This is a genomic window from Streptomyces sp. NPDC047117 (assembly GCF_040643545.1).
In the GTDB taxonomy this organism is placed as follows: Bacteria; Actinomycetota; Actinomycetes; order Streptomycetales; family Streptomycetaceae; genus Streptomyces.
Map to the genome: position 1 here is coordinate 181,033 of NZ_JBEYUN010000007.1, position 18,650 is coordinate 199,682.

The window sequence follows — 18,650 nt, forward strand, 5'->3', positions numbered from 1 at the left end:
CTGTGACTACTGTGACTTGGCGTACTGCTGGGCCATGACGCCGGCGAAGTCGAACACGACGACCGTGTCGTCACCCACGACCCAGGCGTCGTGCCCGGGGGAGAGCACGAAGACGTCGCCGGGGCCGGCTTCGCCCTCCGTGCCGTCGTCCATGCGGACGCCCATGCGGCCCTGCACGACATAACCGTTGTGCGGCACCTCGCAGCTCGCGGTCCCCGCGAGCGGGGCCACGCACTCCGACCAGCGCCAGCCGGGTTCGAAGGTCGCCTTGGCGAAGTCCAGCCCCGAGAGGTGGACGGTGTCGAGGTGGCCACGGGGGAATTCGCGCCGTTCGTCCGGCTGCTCAATCGTTTTGACCTCAAGCATGAGGGGTCCTTTCGTCCTCAGGCCCGTGCCATGCCTCCGGGGGCCCGTCACCACCCCTCCGGCGAAGTTCACGGACCGGCCACAGCGCCGGACGGACCTCTCCTTTCCATGATGCGCCCGCCCGGGGCCGACCGCGCGACCGATCACGCGGCCGACCGCGCGGCAGAAAATCATGCATGCGTGCTTGATTGTTTCTGGGGCGGGTGCCACTCTCGTAAGCCGCACCACACACGTCAACGCGGCCCGTCCGCCTGCGAGTCGGGCCTGATGAGGGGAGTGCAGCGTGTCCGATCCGAGCCCGGTCCTCGCCGACCTGCACGCGGAGGGGGAGGCGCTGGACGGCCTCGTGGGACAGCTCGCCGGGGACCGCTGGGCGCTGCCGACGCCCGCCGCCGGCTGGACGATCGCCCACCAGATCGCCCACCTCGCCTGGACCGACCAGCAGGCCCTGCGCGCGGCCACCGACCCGGACGGCTTCCGGCGCGCCGCCGAAGCGGCGCTCGCGTCCCCGGACACCTTCGTCGACGAGGGCGCCGAGGACGGGGCCCGCCGCCCGCCCGGCGAGCTGCTGGCCCACTGGCGTACGGGCCGCGCGGCCCTCCACGACGCGCTCGCCGGGCACGCCGGCGGCCGGCTGCCGTGGTTCGGGCCGCCGATGAGCGTCACCTCGATGGCCACCGCCCGGCTCATGGAGACCTGGGCGCACGGCCAGGACGTGGCCGACGCGCTCGGCGTCGTACGGGAGCCCACGGCGCGGCTGCGGCATGTCGCCCACATCGGCGTACGGGCCCGGAACTTCGCCTACTTCGCGCACGGGCGCACGCCGCCGGAGGAGGAGTTCCGCGTCGAGCTGCGCGCCCCGGACGGCGCGCTCTGGGCGTGGGGCCCCGAGGACGCGGCGCAGCGGGTGGCCGGCGACGCGCTCGGCTTCTGCCTGCTGGTCACCCAGCGGGCGCACCGCGACGACGTGGCCGTGACGGCCGAGGGGGCGGAGGCCGAGCGGTGGCTCGGTATCGCGCAGGCCTTCGCCGGCCCGCCGGGCCCGGGCCGCAGCCCACGATCCGCAGCGTCGAAGGAGTCCACGGTCCCCGAGGAGTCGGCGACCCCGAAGGAGCCCACCGCGTGACCCCCGCGATACCCGGGGAGCCCACGGCTCCCCTCCGCATCGGCAATGCCTCCGGCTTCTACGGCGACCGCTTCGGCGCGCTGGAGGAGATGCTCACCGGCGGCCCGCTCGACATCCTCACCGGCGACTACCTCGCCGAACTGACCATGCTCATCCTCGGGCGCGACCGCCTGAAGGACCCGGACCGCGGCTACGCGAAGACCTTCCTGCGGCAGCTGGAGACCGGCCTCGGCCTGGCCGCCGAACGGGGCGTACGGATCGTCACCAACGCGGGCGGCCTGAACCCGGCCGGACTCGCCGACGCCGTGAGGGAGTTGGCGGAGAAGGTCGGCGTGCCCGTGCGCGTCGCCCACGTAGAGGGCGACGATCTGCTCGCCCGCGGGGGATGGCCCGACGGCACCCTGACGGCCAACGCCTACCTCGGCGGTGGCGGCATCGCGGAGTGCCTGCGGGCCGGCGCCGAGGTGGTCGTCACCGGCAGGGTCACCGACGCCGCGCTGGTCAGCGGGGCCGCGGCCGCGCACTTCGGGTGGCGGCCCGACGACCACGACCGGCTGGCGGGGGCGGTGATCGCCGGGCACGTCCTGGAGTGCGGCACCCAGGCCACCGGCGGCAACTACTCCTTCTTCGGCGCCCTCGACATGCGCAGACCCGGCTTCCCGCTCGCCGAGATCGCCGCCGACGGCTCCGCCGTGATCACCAAGCACCCGGGGACCGGCGGCGCCGTCACGGTCGGCACGGTCACCGCGCAGCTGCTGTACGAGACGACGGGCGCCCGGTACGCCGGACCCGACGTGACCGCCCGGCTGGACACCGCCCGGCTCGCCCAGGACGGCCCGGACCGGGTGCGGATCGACGGCGTACGGGGCGAGGCGCCGCCGCCCACCCTCAAGACCGGCCTGACCCGGCTCGGCGGCTGGCGCCACGAGGTCACGTTCGTGCTGACCGGGCTGGACGTGGACCTCAAGGCCGGGCTCGTGCGCGAGCAGATGGAGGCCGCCTTCGACGCGGCGGGCCGCCGCCCCGCCGAGGTGGACTGGCGGCTCGCCCGCACCGACCACCCCGACGCGGCGTCCGAGGAGGAGGCCAGCGCGCTCCTGCGGCTGGTGGTGCGCGACCCGGACCAGGACGCGGTGGGCCGGGTGATCAGTGGCGCCGCGGTCGAACTCGCCCTCGGCAGCTATCCGGGCTTCCACGTCACGGCCCCGCCCGGCAAGGGCGCGCCGTACGGCGTCTTCGAGGCCGCGTACGTACCGGTCGGGGAGGTCCCGCACGTCGCGGTGCTGCCGGACGGCCGCCGGGTGGACATCGAACCACCGACCACAACACGGGAGTTGGTGCGCGAGGCCGATCCTCCGTTGCCCGAACCCCTGCACCACGACGGCACCACCCGCCGCGCGCCCCTCGGCCTCGTCGCCGGGGCCCGGAGCGGCGACAAGGGCGGCGCGGCCAACGTCGGCGTATGGGCACGTACGGAGGAGGCGTGGGCCTGGCTGGCGCACGAGCTGACCACCGAACGGCTCCGCGAGCTCCTCCCGGAGGCCGCCGGCCTGCCCGTCGAGCGGCACGTGCTGCCGAACCTGCGGGCGCTGAACTTCGTGATCGACGGACTGCTGGGCGCGGGCGTGGCCTCCCAGGCCCGCTTCGACCCGCAGGCCAAGGCCGTGGGCGAGTGGCTGCGCGCCCGCCACCTGGACATACCGGAGGTACTGCTGTGACCGTGCTCGGCACGGGGCTGGACACCGCGAGCCCCGAGTACGCGGAGAACCGCGCGGCGCTCCTCGCCAAGCTGGACGAGCTGGACGCCGAGCAGGCCAAGGCGGTCGCCGGCGGCGGGGAGAAGTACGTCGAGCGGCACCGCAAACGCGGCAAGCTGCTCGCCCGCGAACGCGTCGAGCTGCTGCTCGACCCCGACACCCCGTTCCTGGAGCTGTCGCCGCTCGCCGCTTGGGGGAGCGCCTCCCCCGAATACACAGTCGGTGCCTCGCTGGTCACCGGCATCGGCGTGATCGAGGGCGTGGAGTGCCTGGTCACCGCCAACGACCCGACCGTACGCGGCGGCGCCTCCAACCCCTGGACGCTGAAGAAGGCGCTGCGTGCGAATGAGATCGCGTACGCCAACCGGCTGCCCGTCGTCTCGCTGGTGGAGTCCGGCGGTGCCGACCTGCCCAGCCAGAAGGAGATCTTCATCCCGGGCGGGGCGCTCTTCAAGGACCTCACCCGGCTCTCGGCGGCCGGCATCCCGACCGTCGCCGTGGTCTTCGGCAACTCCACGGCGGGCGGCGCATACGTCCCCGGCATGTCCGACCACGTGATCATGGTCAAGGAGCAGGCCAAGGTCTTCCTCGGCGGGCCGCCGCTGGTGAAGATGGCCACCGGTGAGGAGAGCGACGACGAGTCCCTCGGCGGCGCCGAGATGCACGCCCGTACGTCGGGTCTCGCTGACCACTTCGCGGTCGACGAGCCGGACGCGCTGCGGCAGGCCCGCCGGGTCGTCGCCCGCCTCAACTGGCAGAAGGCCCAGGCAGATCCCCCGCTCGCCGAGCCCCCGAAGTACGACGAGGACGAGCTGCTGGGCATCGTCCCCGGCGATCTGAAGGCCCCCTTCGACCCGCGCGAGGTCATCGCCCGGATCGTCGACGGCTCGGACTTCGACGAGTTCAAGCCGCTGTACGGGCCCTCGCTGACGACCGGCTGGGCGCGGCTGCACGGCTACCCGGTCGGCATCCTCGCCAACGCGCAGGGCGTGCTGTTCAGCGAGGAGTCGCAGAAGGCCGCGCAGTTCATCCAGCTCGCCAACCAGCGCGACATCCCGCTGCTCTTCCTGCACAACACCACCGGCTACATGGTCGGCAAGGAGTACGAGCAGGGCGGCATCATCAAGCACGGCGCGATGATGATCAACGCGGTGTCCAACTCGAAGGTCCCGCACCTGAGCGTGCTGATGGGCGCCTCGTACGGAGCCGGCCACTACGGCATGTGCGGCCGTGCGTACGACCCCCGCTTCCTCTTCGCCTGGCCCAGCGCCAAGTCCGCCGTCATGGGCCCGCAGCAGCTCGCGGGCGTGCTGTCGATCGTGGCCCGCGCCTCGGCCGCCGCCAAGGGGCAGCCGTACGACGACGAGGCGGACGCCGGGCTGCGCGCGATGGTCGAGCAGCAGATCGAGTCCGAGTCGCTGCCGATGTTCCTGTCCGGGCGGCTCTACGACGACGGCGTCATCGACCCGCGCGACACCCGCACCGTCCTCGGCCTGTGTCTTTCGGCGATCCACACGGCTCCCGTCGAGGGCGCGCGCGGCGGCTTCGGCATTTTCCGGATGTGAGGTTCCAGTGATTCGTTCGCTCCTCGTCGCCAACCGCGGCGAGATCGCTCGCCGTGTCTTCCGCACCTGCCGGGAGCTGGGCATCGCCACCGTCGCCGTGCACTCCGACGCGGACGCCGGAGCGCCGCACGTCAGGGAGGCGGACGCGGCCGTACGGCTGCCGGGGGACGCGCCCGCCGACACGTACCTGCGCGGCGACCTGATCGTGAAGGCCGCCCTGGACGCCGGGGCCGACGCCGTCCACCCCGGCTACGGCTTCCTCTCCGAGAACGCGGAGTTCGCCACCGCGGTCGCCGACGCCGGCCTGACCTGGGTCGGCCCGCCGCCCGCCGCCATCGAGGCGATGGCGTCCAAGACCCGGGCCAAGGAGCTGATGGGCATCGCCCCGCTCACCGAGGTCACGGCGGAGGATCTGCCGGTGCTGGTGAAGGCGGCGGCGGGCGGCGGCGGCCGCGGCATGCGCGTCGTCCGCGACCTGACCGACCTGGACGGCGAGCTGGCGGCGGCCCGCGCGGAGGCCGCCGGCGCGTTCGGCGACGGCGAGGTGTTCGTCGAGCCGTACATCGAGGACGGCCGCCACGTCGAGGTGCAGATCCTCGCCGACGCGCACGGCACCGTCTGGCCCCTCGGCACCCGCGACTGCTCCCTCCAGCGGCGCCACCAGAAGGTCATCGAGGAGGCCCCGGCCCCCGGAATCGGACCCGAACTGACGGCGAAGCTGTACGAGATGGCCGTACGGGCGGCCCGCGCCACCGACTACCGCGGCGCCGGCACCGTCGAATTCCTCGTCGTCGGCTCCACCGCGCACTTCCTGGAGATGAACACCCGCCTCCAGGTCGAACACCCGGTGACCGAGGAGATCTTCGGCATCGACCTGGTCGCGCTCCAGCTCCGCGTCGCCGAGGGCGAGGCGCTGCCGGACACGCCGCCGGAGCCGCGCGGCCACGCCGTCGAGGCCCGCCTGTACGCCGAGGACCCGGCCGCCGGCTGGGCCCCGCAGACCGGCACCCTGCACCGCCTCGACGTCCCCGGCGTCCGCCTGGACTCCGGCTGTGCCGACGGCGACACCATCGGCATCCACTACGACCCGATGCTCGCCAAGGCCGTCGCCTGGGCACCCACCCGCGCCGCCGCCGTGCGCAAGCTGGCGGGCGCCCTGGAACGGGCCCGCGTCCACGGCCCGGTGACCAACCGCGGCCTGCTCGTACGGTCCCTGCGCCACCCGGAGTTCGTCGGCGCCACCATGGACACCGGCTTCTACGACCGCCACCTGCACACGCTCACGGCCGCCGGTCCCGACCCGCACGCGCCGCTCGCCGCCGCCCTCGCCGACGCGCACGGCCGTTCGCGCTTCGGCGGCTGGCGCAACGTGCCCTCCCAGCCGCAGGTCAAGCGGTACCGCACCGACGCGGACGGCGAGGAGCACGAGGCCCGCTACCGGCACACCCGCGACGGCCTCACGGCGGACGGCGTGCAGGTCGTGGCCGTAGCGGCCGACCGCGTCGTCCTGGAGTCCGGCGGGGTGCGCCGCACGTACGAGGTCGCCGTCCACGGCGACCGGGTCTACGTCGACTCCCCGCTCGGCGCCACGGCCCTCACCGCACTGCCCCGCTTCCCCGACCCCACCGCCCGCCAGGAGCCCGGATCGCTGCTGGCGCCCATGCCCGGCACCGTGGTCCGCGTGGCGGACGGGGTCGCCGAGGGGGCCCGCGTGGAAGCCGGGCAGCCGCTGCTGTGGCTGGAGGCGATGAAGATGGAACACAAGATCACTGCACCTGCGACCGGGACGGTGACGGCGCTGCACGCCGAGCCCGGCCGCCAGGTCGAGGTGGGCGCCCTGCTGGCCGTCGTCTCCGACTGACCGACACCCCTCGAAGGAGCACCCCGTGAGCCTGATCGAAACCGAAGAGCAGCAGGCCCTCCGCGCGGCCGTCGCCGCGCTCGGCAAGCGGTACGGACGCGAGTACTTCACCCGTGTCGTCGCCGAGGGCAAGCACACCGACGACCTCTGGGCCGAGGCCGCCAAGCTCGGCTACCTGGGCGTCAACCTGCCCGAGGAGTACGGCGGCGGAGGCGGCGGCATCACCGAACTCGCCCTCGTCCTCGAAGAGCTGGGCGCGGCCGGCTGCCCCCTGCTGATGCTCGTCGTCTCGCCCGCCATCTGCGGCACCGTCATCGCCCGCTTCGGCACCGAGGAGCAGAAGCGGCAGTGGCTGCCCGGGCTCGCCGACGGCTCCCGCAAGATGGCGTTCGGCATCACCGAGCCCGACGCCGGCTCCAACTCGCACCGCATCACCACCACGGCGCGCCGCGACCCGGAGACCGGTGGCTGGATACTCAACGGCCGCAAGGTCTTCATCTCCGGCGTCGACATCGCCGAGGCCACCCTGATCGTCGGCCGTACGGAGGACGCGCGGACCGGGAAGCTCAAGCCCTGCCTGTTCATCGTGCCGCGCGACGCGCCGGGCTTCTCCCGCAGCCCGATCGAGATGGAACTGGCGGCCCCTGAGAAGCAGTTCGAGCTGGTGCTGGACGACGTACGGCTGCCGGCCGACGCGCTGGTCGGCGACGAGGACGCCGGGCTGCTCCAGCTCTTCGCCGGGCTCAACCCCGAGCGCATCATGACCGCCGCCTTCGCCCTCGGCATGGCCCGCTACGCCCTGGGCCGGGCGCTGGAATACGCCCGCGACCGGCAGGTCTGGAAGGTGCCCGTCGGCGCCCACCAGGCCATCGCCCACCCGCTCGCCCAGTGCCACATCGACATCGAGCTGGCCCGGCTGATGATGCACAAGGCGGCCCATCTCTACGACAGCGGCGACGACATGGGCGCGGGCGAGGCCGCCAACATGGCCAAGTACGCGGCGGGGGAGGCCGCGGTGAAGACCGTCGACCAGGCCGTGCACACCCTCGGCGGCAACGGCCTCACCGCGGAGTACGGCCTCGCCTCGATGATCACTGCGGCCCGGGTGGCCAGAATCGCCCCGGTCAGCCGGGAGATGATCCTCAACTTTGTCTCCCACCAGTCCCTGGGTCTCCCCAAGTCCTACTGAGACCGCCATGCTGCGGAACATCGTCCGACACCGCAGCCGCAGAAGCCGGCTACCGACCACCGAGCGAAGGGCCGTGAGTCCATGGTGTTCCGCAGCGAGTACCCCGGCGTCGCCCCCCTCGACCTGCCGATCCACGAAGCCGTACTGGGCCGGTCGGCCCCCGAGCACGGCGACCGGCCGGCCCTCGTCGACGGCCTGACCGGCACCACCGTCACCTACGCCGAACTGGACGCCCGCACCCGCCGCCTCGCCGCGGCGTTCGCCGAGGCGGGCGTCCGCAAGGGCGACGTCCTCGCCCTGCACAGCCCGAACTCCGTCGCCTACCCCGTCGTCTGCTACGCCGCCTCCCGCTGCGGCGCCGCCGTGACGCCCGTCCACCCGCTGGCCACGGCCGACGAGGTCGCCAAGCAGCTCCGCGACGCCGGCGCCCGCTGGCTGGTGACGGTCTCCGCGCTGCTGCCGACGGCCCGTACGGCCGCCGAGAAGTGCGGCGGCGTCACCGAGATCTTCGTCTGCGACGGCGCCCCGGGCCACCGCTCCCTGCCCGACCTGCTGGCCACCGGCGCGCCCGAGCCGCAGGTCGCCCTCGACCCCGCCGAGGACCTGGCGTGTCTGCCGTACTCCTCCGGCACCACCGGGGCGCCCAAGGGCGTGATGCTCACCCACCGCAACATCGCCACCAACCTCGTCCAGCTCGACGGCGTCCTCACCGCAGGGCCCGGCGACCGCGTCCTGGCCGTACTCCCGATGTTCCACATCTACGGCTACACCGCGCTGATGAACGCCCCGCTGCGGAAGGGCGCCACGGTCGTCGTGCTGCCCCGCTTCGACCTCGACAGCTTCCTCGGCGCCATCGAGAAGTACCGGTGCACCGCCGTCTACGTGGCCCCGCCCATCGTCCTCGCGCTCGCCAAGCACCCGGCCGTCGAGGGCAGAGACCTCTCGTCGCTGGAGTACCTGCTCAGCGCCGCGGCGCCGCTGGACGCCGAGCTGGCCGCCGCCTGCGCCGCGCGCCTGAAGCTGCCGCCGGTCCTCCAGGCGTACGGCATGACCGAACTCTCGCCCGGCACCCACGTCGTCCCGCGGGACGCCCGCCAGGCGCCGCCCGGCGCGGTCGGCAAGCTGCTGCCCGGCACCGAGATGCGCATCGTCGACCTGGAGGGCGGCGCCGACCTGGGCACCGGCGAGACCGGCGAGATCCTCATCCGCGGCCCGCAGGTCATGAAGGGCTACCTGGGGCGTCCCGAGGACACCGACGCCATGATCGACGCCGACGGGTGGCTGCACACCGGCGACATCGGCCACTGCGACGCGGACGGCTGGCTGCACGTCGTCGACCGGGTCAAGGAGCTGATCAAGTACAAGGGGTACCAGGTGGCCCCCGCCGACCTGGAGGCCGTACTGCTCCAGCACGAGGACATCGCCGACGCCGCCGTCATCGGCGTCGCCGACGCCGACGGCAATGAGATACCCAAGGCCTACGTCGTACCGCAACCGGGGGCCCTGCTCACCGAGCGGGAGATCATCGCGTACGTTGCAGACCGGGTGGCCCCCTACAAGAAGATCCGGCGGGTGGAGTTCACGGACGCCGTACCGCGCGCCGCCACCGGCAAGATCCTGCGGCGCGAACTCCGCGCCCGGGAAAGGAGTTCGCAGGACTCATGACCGACGCACCCGAGACCCCCCTGGTGCCGCGGGCACACGAGCGCGGCATCACCACGCTCACCCTGGACTCGCCCGGCAACCGCAACGCGCTCTCCGCCCGCCTGGTCACCGAACTGCGGCAGGGCCTCGCGGACGCCGTCGCCGACCCCGGCACCCGGGCAGTCGTCCTCACCCACACCGGCACCACCTTCTGCGCCGGCGCCGACCTCTCCGAGGCGACGTCCGGCGCGGCCAAGGACGGCCCGCTCGGGCTGGCCCGGCTGCTGCGCGAGATCGCCGGCCTGCCGGTCCCGGTCGTCGCGCGCGTCACCGGGCACGTACGGGCCGGGGGGCTCGGGCTGCTCGCCGCCTGCGACATCTCCGTGGCCGGGCCCGGCGCGACCTTCGCCTTCACCGAGGCGCGGCTCGGCCTGGCCCCGGCCGTCATCTCCCTGCCCGTACTGCCGCGCATGGACACCCGCGCCGCCACCCGCTACTACCTCACCGGCGAGCGCTTCGACGCCGCCGAGGCGGCCCGGACGGGCCTGGTGACGCTGGCCGCCGAGGACGTCGACGCGGCGCTGGAACCGCTGCTTGAGGGTCTGCGCAAGGGCTCGCCGCAGGGCCTTGCGGAGTCCAAGAAGCTCACCTCCGCCGCCGTGCTGCGCGCCTTCGACCGGGACACCGACGCGCTCGCCGAACAGTCCGCCCGCCTCTTCTCCTCCGACGAGGCACGCGAGGGCATGACCGCCTTCCTGGAGCGCCGGGAGCCGTCATGGGCACAGTGACCCGCGCCCCCAAGGAGCCGCAGCAGGACCGCAGCCGCGCCACCCGCCGCAAACTGCTGGAAGCGGCCGTCTCCTGCCTCGCCGAACACGGCTGGGCGGGCTCCACGGTGTCCGTCGTCGCCGAGCGCGCGGGCGTCTCCCGGGGCGCGGCACAGCACCACTTCCCCACCCGCGAGGACCTCTTCACCGCGGCCGTCGAGTACGTCGCCGAGGAGCGCTCGCACGCCCTGCGCGCGCTTTTCCCGGCCTCCGCGCCGGCCGACCGCCGGGCCGTGGTCACCGCCGTCGTCGACCTCTACACCGGCCCGCTCTTCCGGGCCGCGCTGCACCTCTGGGTCGCCGCCGCCAACGAGGACCAGCTGCACGGCCGGGTCACCGAACTGGAGGCCAGGGTCGGCCGCGAGTCGCACCGCATCGCCGTGGAGCTGCTGGGCGCCGACGAGACCGTCCCCGGTGTGCGCGAGACCGTCCAGGGCCTGCTGGACATGGCCCGCGGCCTGGGCCTCGCCACCCTCCTCAGCGACGACACGACCCGCCGCGAGCGGGTGGTGGCGCAGTGGGCGCTGCTGCTCGACGAGGCGCTGGAGACATGAGAACGGGCGCCCCGCCGGGGCGCCCGTCCCTGATCACCGCCGGCCGTCAGCTGCCCGAGATGTCCTCGTAACCCGAGATGTCGCGCGGGCTGCGGGCCGCGGGGCCCACGTACCGGGCGGACGGCCGCACCAGCCGGCCCGTCCGCTTCTGCTCCAGGATGTGCGCGCTCCACCCGGCCGTACGGGCACACGTGAACATCGAGGTGAACATGTGCGCCGGGACCTCGGCGAAGTCCAGCGTGATCGCCGCCCAGAACTCCACGTTCGTCGCCAGCACCCGGTCGGGGCGGCGGTTGTGCAGCTCCTCAAGCGCCGCCTTCTCCAGCGCCTCGGCGACCTCGAAGCGGGGCGCGCCCAGCTCCTTGGCCGTCCGCCGCAGCACGCGGGCGCGCGGGTCCTCCGCGCGGTACACGCGGTGCCCGAAGCCCATCAGCCGCTCGCCGCGGTCCAGCGCGTTCTTCACGTACGCCTTCGCGTCACCGGTGCGCTCGATCTCCTCGATCATGCCCAGCACCCGGGACGGCGCGCCGCCGTGCAGCGGACCGGACATCGCGCCCACCGCGCCCGAGAGCGCCGCGGCCACGTCGGCGCCGGTGGAGGCGATGACGCGGGCGGTGAAGGTGGAGGCGTTCATGCCGTGTTCGGCGGCCGACGTCCAGTACGCGTCGACGGCCTTCACGTGCTTGGGGTCGGGCTCGCCGCGCCACCGCTTCATGAAGCGCTCGACGACGGTCTCCGCCTTGTCGATCTCCTTCTGCGGGACCATCGGCAGGCCCTGGCCGCGCGCCGACTGGGCCACGTACGAGAGGGCCATGACGGCGGCCCGCGCGAGGTTGTCGCGCGCCTCGGCCTCGTCGATGTCCAGCAGCGGCTTCAGGCCCCACACGGGCGCGAGCATGGCGAGCGCGGACTGCACGTCCACCCGGATGTCACCGGAGTGCACCGGAATGGGGAACGGCTCGGCGGGCGGCAGGCCCGGATTGAAGGCCCCGTCGACCAGCAGGCCCCACACGTTCCCGAACGACACATGGCCGACCAGGTCTTCGATGTCGACGCCGCGGTACCGCAGCGAGCCGCCTTCCTTGTCAGGTTCGGCGATCTCCGTCTCGAACGCGACGACTCCTTCGAGCCCGGGTACGAAGTCGGACATCAGGCAAGCTCCTCAAGCTAGGGACGGCTGCGCGGCTCGTGGCCACGGTGCCGTGCGGTCGGGGCCGTGCGGTCACGTGTGATGCGGTCGTCGGTTCTCCTTGCCTGGACTGCTCTCGCTCGCCCGGCGGTCCCCGCATTCCGGTCGGACCGCGGGCGGTGACGGTGCGTCACCGGTTCGCTTCCGGCGTTCTGTGCGTTCAGGGGCGGACACCATATCTCCGGATGTCCGGAGTCCACAGCGCCCCACCAGATGATTTTGGTGGGTTCCGCACGTGCGGGGAAGCGTGACATCCGGCACACTGTGCGATTTCCTGACGGGAGGGTTACGCACCCCCGAAGACGGGCAGACTGCCGGGCCACGAGTGGCGCACGGGCCGGCCGTCGCCCGCCCGTACTGCCCGCCGGATGCTGCAAGATATGCCCGTGCACCCTGCCGACGCCGCATCCGCAGCCCACCCCGACCCCGCCTCGATGCGCGCCCAGTACCGCGCGCACGGCCTCGCCGAGGAAGACCTCGCGGGCACTCCGTACGAGCAGTTCGCGCGCTGGTTCAAGGAAGCGGCCGCGAGCGGCATACACGAGCCCAACGCCATGGTCGTCTCCACCGCCGACGAGGACGGGCGGCCCAGCTCCCGCACCGTCCTGCTGAAGGCGTTCGACGACCGGGGCTTCGTCTTCTTCAGCAACTACACCAGCCGCAAGGGCCGCGAGCTGCAGCACAATCCGGCCGTCTCGCTGCTGTTCCCCTGGCACCCGCTCGCCCGCCAGGTCATCGTCGGCGGCACCGCGGAGCGCATCGGCCGCGACGAGACCGCCGCCTACTTCCGCACCCGCCCGCACGGCTCCCAGCTGGGCGCCTGGGCCAGCGAACAGTCCTCGGTGGTCGGCTCCCGGGAGGAGCTGGAGCGGGCGTACGCCGACCTCGCGGCCCGCTACCCCGAGGGCGAGCAGGTGCCCGCGCCGGCCCACTGGGGCGGCTACCGGGTCGCCGCCGAGAGCGTGGAGTTCTGGCAGGGGCGCGAGAACCGCCTGCACGACCGGCTGCGGTACGTCCGCACGCCGGGCGGCGGCTGGACCGTGGAGCGCCTGGCGCCGTAGGGCGAAGGGAAGGCGGAGACGCAGACGACCCGCGGGCCATCTCCCCGGCGCCGGGAGGCGCCGGGGGCCGGTTGGACGAACCGGCGGCCCGCGGGTCGGGTGACTGCTTGGGATTGGCCGGCTGCGCACCACTCTCGTGCGCTGGTCCGGCGCTGCACTGGGTGAAGCGACGGGCCGCTAGCCCGCAGCCACCTCACGCGTCCGGTGTGCATACATCTGCCGAACCACCTCCCTTCTCGTGTGCTCCACACACTAGGAACCCCTCCGGCCCTCCACAACCGAATTTCCGGCGGGCGGAGATTTTCCGGAATGGGGTGTGGGCTGCATCACGTTCCAGTTGAATGATCCGACGTGCAGCACGTGCAGCCGCGTCCAGCAGGGGGTGCCAGTGACTGCTTCGTCCCGCCACTTCAACGCCGCGCTGCCCGGAGAACCGGGCCGCCCGGACCAGCGCCACGACCAGGAGGCCGACGCGGATCCGCCCCCGCCCGAGAGCGAGGACTCCGGCCTGCTCGCGGCACTCCTGGACGGCATGGATGCCGCCCTGTGCGCCTTCGACGCCGACGGCACCGTCACCCACTGGAACCGCGAGGCCGAACGCATCCTCGGCTGGACCACCGCCGAGGCGGTCGGCCGCGCCGGCCTGGCCGGCTGGGCCGTGCGCGCCGAGGACGCCGACGAGGTGCACGCGGCCCTGATGGGCGCCATGACCGCGCCGGGCCGCCAGGTGCACGAGTTCGCGCTGCTCACCAAGGACGGCGGCCGGGTCCTGGTCCGCACCCAGTCCTCCGCCGTCACCGGCACCGACGGCACGCCCGCCGGGGTGTACTGCGCGTTCAGCGAGGTGCACACGCAGATCGACCTCGAACGCTCCATCGCGCTCAGCGAAGCCCTCTTCGACGACGCGTCCTGGGGCGTGGTCCTCGTCGACGCCGACCTGCGCCCCGCCGTCGTCAACGCCCACGCCGCGCGCGCCCTGGGACTGGGGCGCACGCACGTACTCGGGCGCCCGCTGGGGGACCTGCTCGCCCAGGGCGTCGAGGAACTGGAGGGCGCCCTCCAGCACGTCCTGGCCGAGGGCGCGCCCCCGGCCGCCACCGAACTGTGGGTGACGCTGCGCTCCCAGGAGGCGGAGGAGCCCCGCCGGTGCTGGCGCAGCGGCTTCCTGCGGCTGGCGTCCCCGCTCGCCGAGGAGCCCGTACCGCTCGGCGTCGGCTGGCTCTTCCAGGACATCACCGACACCAAGCGCAGCGAACAGGACAGCTCGCTCCAGCGCTTCCGCGCCCACCAGCTGCACCGCGCGGGCCGTGCCGCCGCCGAGTGCGAGGACCCGATGGAGGCCGCCGCCCTCCAGCTCGACTTCGCGCTCGCCGGCTTCGCCGACCACGGCCTGGTGGACCTGGCGGCCGTACCGTCCCCCGCCGGTCCGCCGCTCTCCGGGCTGGACACGACCACGCCCATCGAGGACGCGGACGTGGGCGCGCCGCCCGACGACGCCGGGGACCCCGCGCCCCGCCTGGTCCGGGCCCTGGCCTCGCCGGCGGGCGCGCCCGGCCCCTCCCAGCCGGTCGCCGCCACCGGCATCCCGCTGACGTACGTACCGGGCCACCCGGCCGTCCAGGCGTACCGGCGCCGCGGCTCGGTCCGGGCCAGCGCGGGCCTCTCCGCCTCGCCCGAGGGCTGGGCGGCGGCCCGCAAGTGGCCCGAGGGGACGGTGCACGGTCTGTGCGTGGTGCTGCGCAGCCGCGGCCGCACGGTGGGGGTGGCCACCTTCCTGCGCGGCGCCTCCCGCCGCCCGTTCGACCGCGCGGACGCCGCGTACGCCGAGGACGTCGCGTCCCGCATCGCCGCGTCCCTGGACCTGGCGGACGCGCTGGGCAAGAGATGACGCCGGGGCGCGTGGTGCCGGGCCCGCGCCCCGCGTCGCCGGGGCGCTCGCTGTGCCGAGCGCCCTCGGCTTCTCGGTGCCGGGCGGCGGGAGCCTCTCAGTGCCGGTAGAAGATCCGGTCCGCGTACTCGCGCATGACCCGGCCGTTCCACTCGTGGCCGCCGTCGACGTTCCCGGAGCGGAGCAGCGGCGGGTCGATGCCGCGCTCCGCGAGCGTGCCCGCCGCGGTCGCCACGACCGCCTGCATGATCGCGCTGGTGACGACGGTCGAGGCGGGCGCGAACGGCGCCTCGATGCCCGGCGCGGTCAGCTCCGCGTCGCCGACCGGGATCCGGCTGTCCAGCACGATGTCGCAGTGGTCCTTGAGGAACGTGCCGGACACGTGCCGCGACTTGGTGCCGTCCGCGTACCCGACCGAGGTCAGCCCGATGACCTTCAGGCCCAGCGCGCGGGCGTTCAGCGCCATTTCCACGGGCAGCGCGTTCCGGCCGGACAGCGAGATGATCACCAGCAGGTCGCCGGCCCGCGCCGGGCTGGAGTCCAGGACGGCGGCGGCCAGCCCGTCGACCCGCTCCAGGGCGCTGCCCAGTGTCGCGGGCATCACGTCGACGCCCACCACCCCCGGCACGGCCAGCAGGTTCATCACCGCCAGGCCGCCGGCCCGGTAGACCGTGTCCTGGGCGGGCAGCGAGGAGTGCCCGGCGCCGAAGCAGAAGATCCGGCCGCCGGCCGCCACGGTGTCGGCGATCAGCGTCCCCGCCTCGACGATCCGCTCGCCCTCGGTGTCGCGCACCGTCCGCAGCAGGTCGATCGCCGCGTCGAAGAACTGCCCGGCCAGCCCGTTGCTCTCGCTTCCGCCCATCGCGGAGCGCCCCTCTCCTCGTATGGTCCCGTCCGGCCGGTCGGAGCCGGACGGGCGTCTCGCGCCGCAGTGGTGCACGGCCGCCCGCAGCGGTACACGGTCGCTCCTGTGGCGCTCGGGTGTGGCCGGTTCCGCGGTCGTGGCGCGGCTCACGTTGCGGTCTGGACCAGTGCCCTGTCAATACGGCGCCCGTACCGTAGGGCCGAAAGGTGTCGGCGGCTGGCGAACGCCGTGCGTACGGCGCCGGTCACGGGCCGGACGGCCGCTCGACGGCCGCTTCCGGGCAGCGCTTCCGACCGCCCTTCGGCCCACGGGCGGCACGGTTGTCGGTGGGATGCGTCAGAATTGAGTCCAGGGCCATCGCACGACACAGCCGAGGGGCACGCATGTCCGGACTGATCGACACCACGGAGATGTATCTCCGCACCATCCTCGAACTGGAAGAGGAAGGTGTGGTCCCGATGCGCGCTCGGATCGCCGAGCGGCTCGACCAGAGTGGTCCCACGGTCAGCCAGACCGTTGCCCGCATGGAGCGGGACGGCCTGGTCCAGGTCGCCGGCGACCGGCATCTGGAGCTGACCGAGGAGGGCCGCCGCCTGGCGACGCGCGTGATGCGCAAGCACCGGCTCGCCGAGTGCCTGCTCGTCGACGTGATCGGCCTGGAGTGGGAGCAGGTGCACGCCGAGGCCTGCCGCTGGGAGCACGTCATGAGCGAGGCGGTCGAGCGCCGCGTCCTGGAGCTGCTGCGCCACCCGACCGAGTCGCCGTACGGCAATCCCATCCCGGGCCTGGACGAGCTGGGCGAGAAGGCCGAGGCCGATGCGTTCCTGGACGAGGGCCTGCTGAGCCTGATGGACCTCGACCCGGGCGCCGACGGCAAGACCGTCGTCGTACGGCGGATCGGCGAGCCCATCCAGACGGACGCCCAGCTGATGTACACGCTGCGGCGCGCCGGGGTGCAGCCGGGGGCCGTGGTGAGCGTGACGGAGTCGTCGGCCGGGGTGCTGGTCGGCAGCAGCGGCGAGGCCGCCGAGCTGGCCACCGACATCGCGCAGCACGTCTTCGTGGCGAAGCGCTGACCTCTTCCGGCCCGCTCGCCGGCGCCGTTCCGGCGGTCGCTCCGTCCGCGTACCGCCGCTCCGCTTCACCGGTGGGGCGCCGCTTCCGCAATGTCTGCGCAGGCGCCCACCCGGTGCGACGGCTTCACCGCCGTTTCCCGCGGCATGTTCCGCTTCGCCGTTCCGCGAAGATTTTTTCGCCGCCCCTTCCGTCTCTTTTGCGCCCCTGACCTGGAGCAATTGCCTGTACCAAAGCGTGCTCCGGTCACCAGCCCGCCGTGGACTTGGCGGAATGCGAGCGGTGGGCGCGGCTCCGTGTCACCCTGGCGCTGTCACATGCGCGTGGGCGCATGTGCGTGAGGCGTTGAGGACCTGGGGACGGGCGTCGGCGGGTGCGCGGGGAACACATCCGGCCGGCCGCCGTGACCTCTTGGGGAGGGGGCTCGGATGAGTCCGCGGATGGAAGCATCGCCTGGCTGGGGGGCCACGGACAGCAGGGGCCCCGGCGCTGCGAGCAGCCGGGGCCCTGCCTCCCCATGTCCCCCCGCGAAGACCCGGAGCCCCGAGCTCCCAGGGTCTTCCCCCGCGGGCCCTCTTCCCGTCAGGGCCCGCCTCCCGCTCACACTCTTTCCCTGCCGCGGGCGGCCAATCCTTGAGCATGGTCACTCGTACGAGGGGTGTTGAGACGCGACGGCAGTACATTCGAATATGGGTTCGATAGTGTGGGGCTGCTCAAGGGGACGGATGGGGGTGCCAAGCAATGGTGCGGCGCATCGACGTGACAGGTAGCGGGGGCGTACGGCTCGCGGCCTGGGAGTTCACCGACCCTCCCAAGGCCTACGGCGAGGGATCGGAGCAGAAGCACAACGGACGAGGTCCCGGTGTGCTGCTCCTGCACGGCCTGATGGGACGGGCGGCGCACTGGGCGGAGACCGCCCGCTGGCTCGGCGCGCGCTACCGCCCCGTGGGCCTGGACCAACGGGGCCACGGCCGCAGCGAGAAGCCCGGTGACGGGCCGTTCGACCGCCTGACATACGTGGACGACGCCATCGCCGCCATCGAGGAACTGCACCTCGCGCCGGTGGCACTTATCGGCCATTCCATGGGAGCGCTCACCGCGTGGCAGCTCGCCGCCCGGCGGCCCGACCTCGTCAGCGCTCTGGTCATCTGCGACATGCGGGCCTCCGCGCTGGGCGCGGCCTCGCAGCGCGAATGGGAGGAGTGGTTCCGCTCCTGGCCGGTCCCCTTCGCCACCCTTGCCGACGTCCGCAAGTGGTTCGGCGAGGACGACCCCACGCTGGAGCGGCCCCGGCCGGCCCGCGGCGAGTTCTTCGCCGAGGTGATGGCCGAGCGCGCCGACGGCTGGCGCCCGGTCTTCTCCCGCCGCCAGATGCTCGCCGTCCGCGAGGCCTGGGTGCACGACGCGCACTGGGAGGAACTGGCGCTGGTGGAGTGCCCCACCCTGGTCGTCCGCGGCCTCGACGGCGAACTGGGCCGCGCCGAGGCGCAGGAGATGGTCCGCGTCCTCCCGCGCGGCGCGTACGCCGAGATCTCCGACGCGGGCCACCTCGTCCCGTGGGAGCGCCCCGAGGAGTGGCGCCGCTGCCTGGAACCGTTCCTGCATACGGCCCTCCCGGCCTGACGGCACCGCTCCCGAACCGGGGCGGAAGCTTTCGCCAGAGGTCACCAGGGGGCTGCTGATC

At 73.5% G+C, this 18,650-nt stretch carries 15 protein-coding genes; 12 read left to right on the forward strand and 3 right to left on the reverse strand.

Translation table 11 applies throughout. From position 1 onward, the window contains the following. Positions 1-6: 6 nt before the first annotated feature. Complete coding sequence (locus ABZ840_RS15730; protein WP_361559324.1) at positions 7-366, reverse strand: cupin domain-containing protein; 360 nt, start codon at positions 364-366, stop codon at positions 7-9. A gap of 283 nt (positions 367-649) precedes the next feature. Between ABZ840_RS15730 and ABZ840_RS15735 the strand changes: the two genes are divergently transcribed. From ABZ840_RS15735 to ABZ840_RS15770, 8 genes are all read left to right on the forward strand, one after another. Beyond that, positions 650-1,492, forward strand: a complete 843-nt coding sequence (locus ABZ840_RS15735) for a TIGR03084 family metal-binding protein (protein ID WP_361559327.1) — start codon at positions 650-652, stop codon at positions 1,490-1,492. After that, entirely contained in the window at positions 1,489-3,210 is a 1,722-nt protein-coding gene (locus tag ABZ840_RS15740; protein ID WP_361559330.1) for an acyclic terpene utilization AtuA family protein, read from the forward strand. The genes ABZ840_RS15735 and ABZ840_RS15740 overlap by 4 nt, the downstream gene beginning before the upstream one ends. After that, positions 3,207-4,814, forward strand: coding sequence for a carboxyl transferase domain-containing protein (locus tag ABZ840_RS15745; RefSeq protein ID WP_361559333.1), 1,608 nt, complete (start codon positions 3,207-3,209; stop codon positions 4,812-4,814). The genes ABZ840_RS15740 and ABZ840_RS15745 overlap by 4 nt, the downstream gene beginning before the upstream one ends. A gap of 7 nt (positions 4,815-4,821) precedes the next feature. Then, positions 4,822-6,675, forward strand: a complete 1,854-nt coding sequence (locus ABZ840_RS15750) for a biotin carboxylase N-terminal domain-containing protein (protein ID WP_361559336.1) — start codon at positions 4,822-4,824, stop codon at positions 6,673-6,675. Between the two features lie 25 nt (positions 6,676-6,700). Continuing rightward, entirely contained in the window at positions 6,701-7,864 is a 1,164-nt protein-coding gene (locus ABZ840_RS15755; RefSeq protein ID WP_361559339.1) for an acyl-CoA dehydrogenase family protein, read from the forward strand. 81 nt (positions 7,865-7,945) lie between these two features. Then, complete coding sequence (locus tag ABZ840_RS15760; RefSeq protein ID WP_361559342.1) at positions 7,946-9,529, forward strand: 4-coumarate--CoA ligase family protein; 1,584 nt, start codon at positions 7,946-7,948, stop codon at positions 9,527-9,529. Next, positions 9,526-10,296 carry an enoyl-CoA hydratase family protein gene (locus ABZ840_RS15765; RefSeq protein ID WP_361559345.1) on the forward strand — a complete coding sequence of 257 codons (771 nt, stop codon included), beginning with the start codon at positions 9,526-9,528 and terminating at the stop codon, positions 10,294-10,296. The genes ABZ840_RS15760 and ABZ840_RS15765 overlap by 4 nt, the downstream gene beginning before the upstream one ends. Beyond that, positions 10,284-10,889: a TetR/AcrR family transcriptional regulator gene (locus tag ABZ840_RS15770; protein ID WP_361559348.1), complete on the forward strand. Its 606-nt coding sequence runs from the start codon at positions 10,284-10,286 to the stop codon at positions 10,887-10,889. Before ABZ840_RS15765 ends, ABZ840_RS15770 begins: the two co-directional genes overlap by 13 nt. 46 nt (positions 10,890-10,935) lie before the next feature. Here the strand turns inward: ABZ840_RS15770 and ABZ840_RS15775 are convergent, their stop codons facing one another. Further along, the gene (locus ABZ840_RS15775; protein ID WP_361559351.1) at positions 10,936-12,039 is read right to left on the reverse strand and encodes a citrate synthase 2; all 1,104 of its coding nucleotides are present in this window, start codon (positions 12,037-12,039) and stop codon (positions 10,936-10,938) included. Positions 12,040-12,458: 419 nt separating this feature from the next. Between ABZ840_RS15775 and pdxH the strand changes: the two genes are divergently transcribed. Both pdxH and ABZ840_RS15785 read left to right on the forward strand, forming a co-directional pair. Next, positions 12,459-13,139 carry a pyridoxamine 5'-phosphate oxidase gene (pdxH, locus tag ABZ840_RS15780; protein ID WP_361559354.1) on the forward strand — a complete coding sequence of 227 codons (681 nt, stop codon included), beginning with the start codon at positions 12,459-12,461 and terminating at the stop codon, positions 13,137-13,139. Between the two features lie 508 nt (positions 13,140-13,647). After that, on the forward strand, positions 13,648-15,027 hold the full coding sequence (locus ABZ840_RS15785) for a PAS domain-containing protein (protein ID WP_361559911.1): 1,380 nt from the start codon (positions 13,648-13,650) through the stop codon (positions 15,025-15,027). 97 nt (positions 15,028-15,124) lie between these two features. On the opposite strand, the gene ABZ840_RS15790 is transcribed toward ABZ840_RS15785, so the two are convergent. Next, a complete protein-coding gene (locus tag ABZ840_RS15790) occupies positions 15,125-15,889 on the reverse strand; it encodes an SIS domain-containing protein (RefSeq protein ID WP_361559357.1) in 765 nt (254 codons plus the stop codon). Positions 15,890-16,275: 386 nt separating this feature from the next. On the opposite strand from ABZ840_RS15790, the gene ABZ840_RS15795 reads away from it, so the two are divergent. Then, positions 16,276-16,968, forward strand: a complete 693-nt coding sequence (locus ABZ840_RS15795; RefSeq protein ID WP_361559360.1) for a metal-dependent transcriptional regulator — start codon at positions 16,276-16,278, stop codon at positions 16,966-16,968. Between the two features lie 739 nt (positions 16,969-17,707). Beyond that, positions 17,708-18,589 carry an alpha/beta hydrolase gene (locus tag ABZ840_RS15800; RefSeq protein ID WP_361559363.1) on the forward strand — a complete coding sequence of 294 codons (882 nt, stop codon included), beginning with the start codon at positions 17,708-17,710 and terminating at the stop codon, positions 18,587-18,589. Positions 18,590-18,650 lie beyond the last annotated feature (61 nt).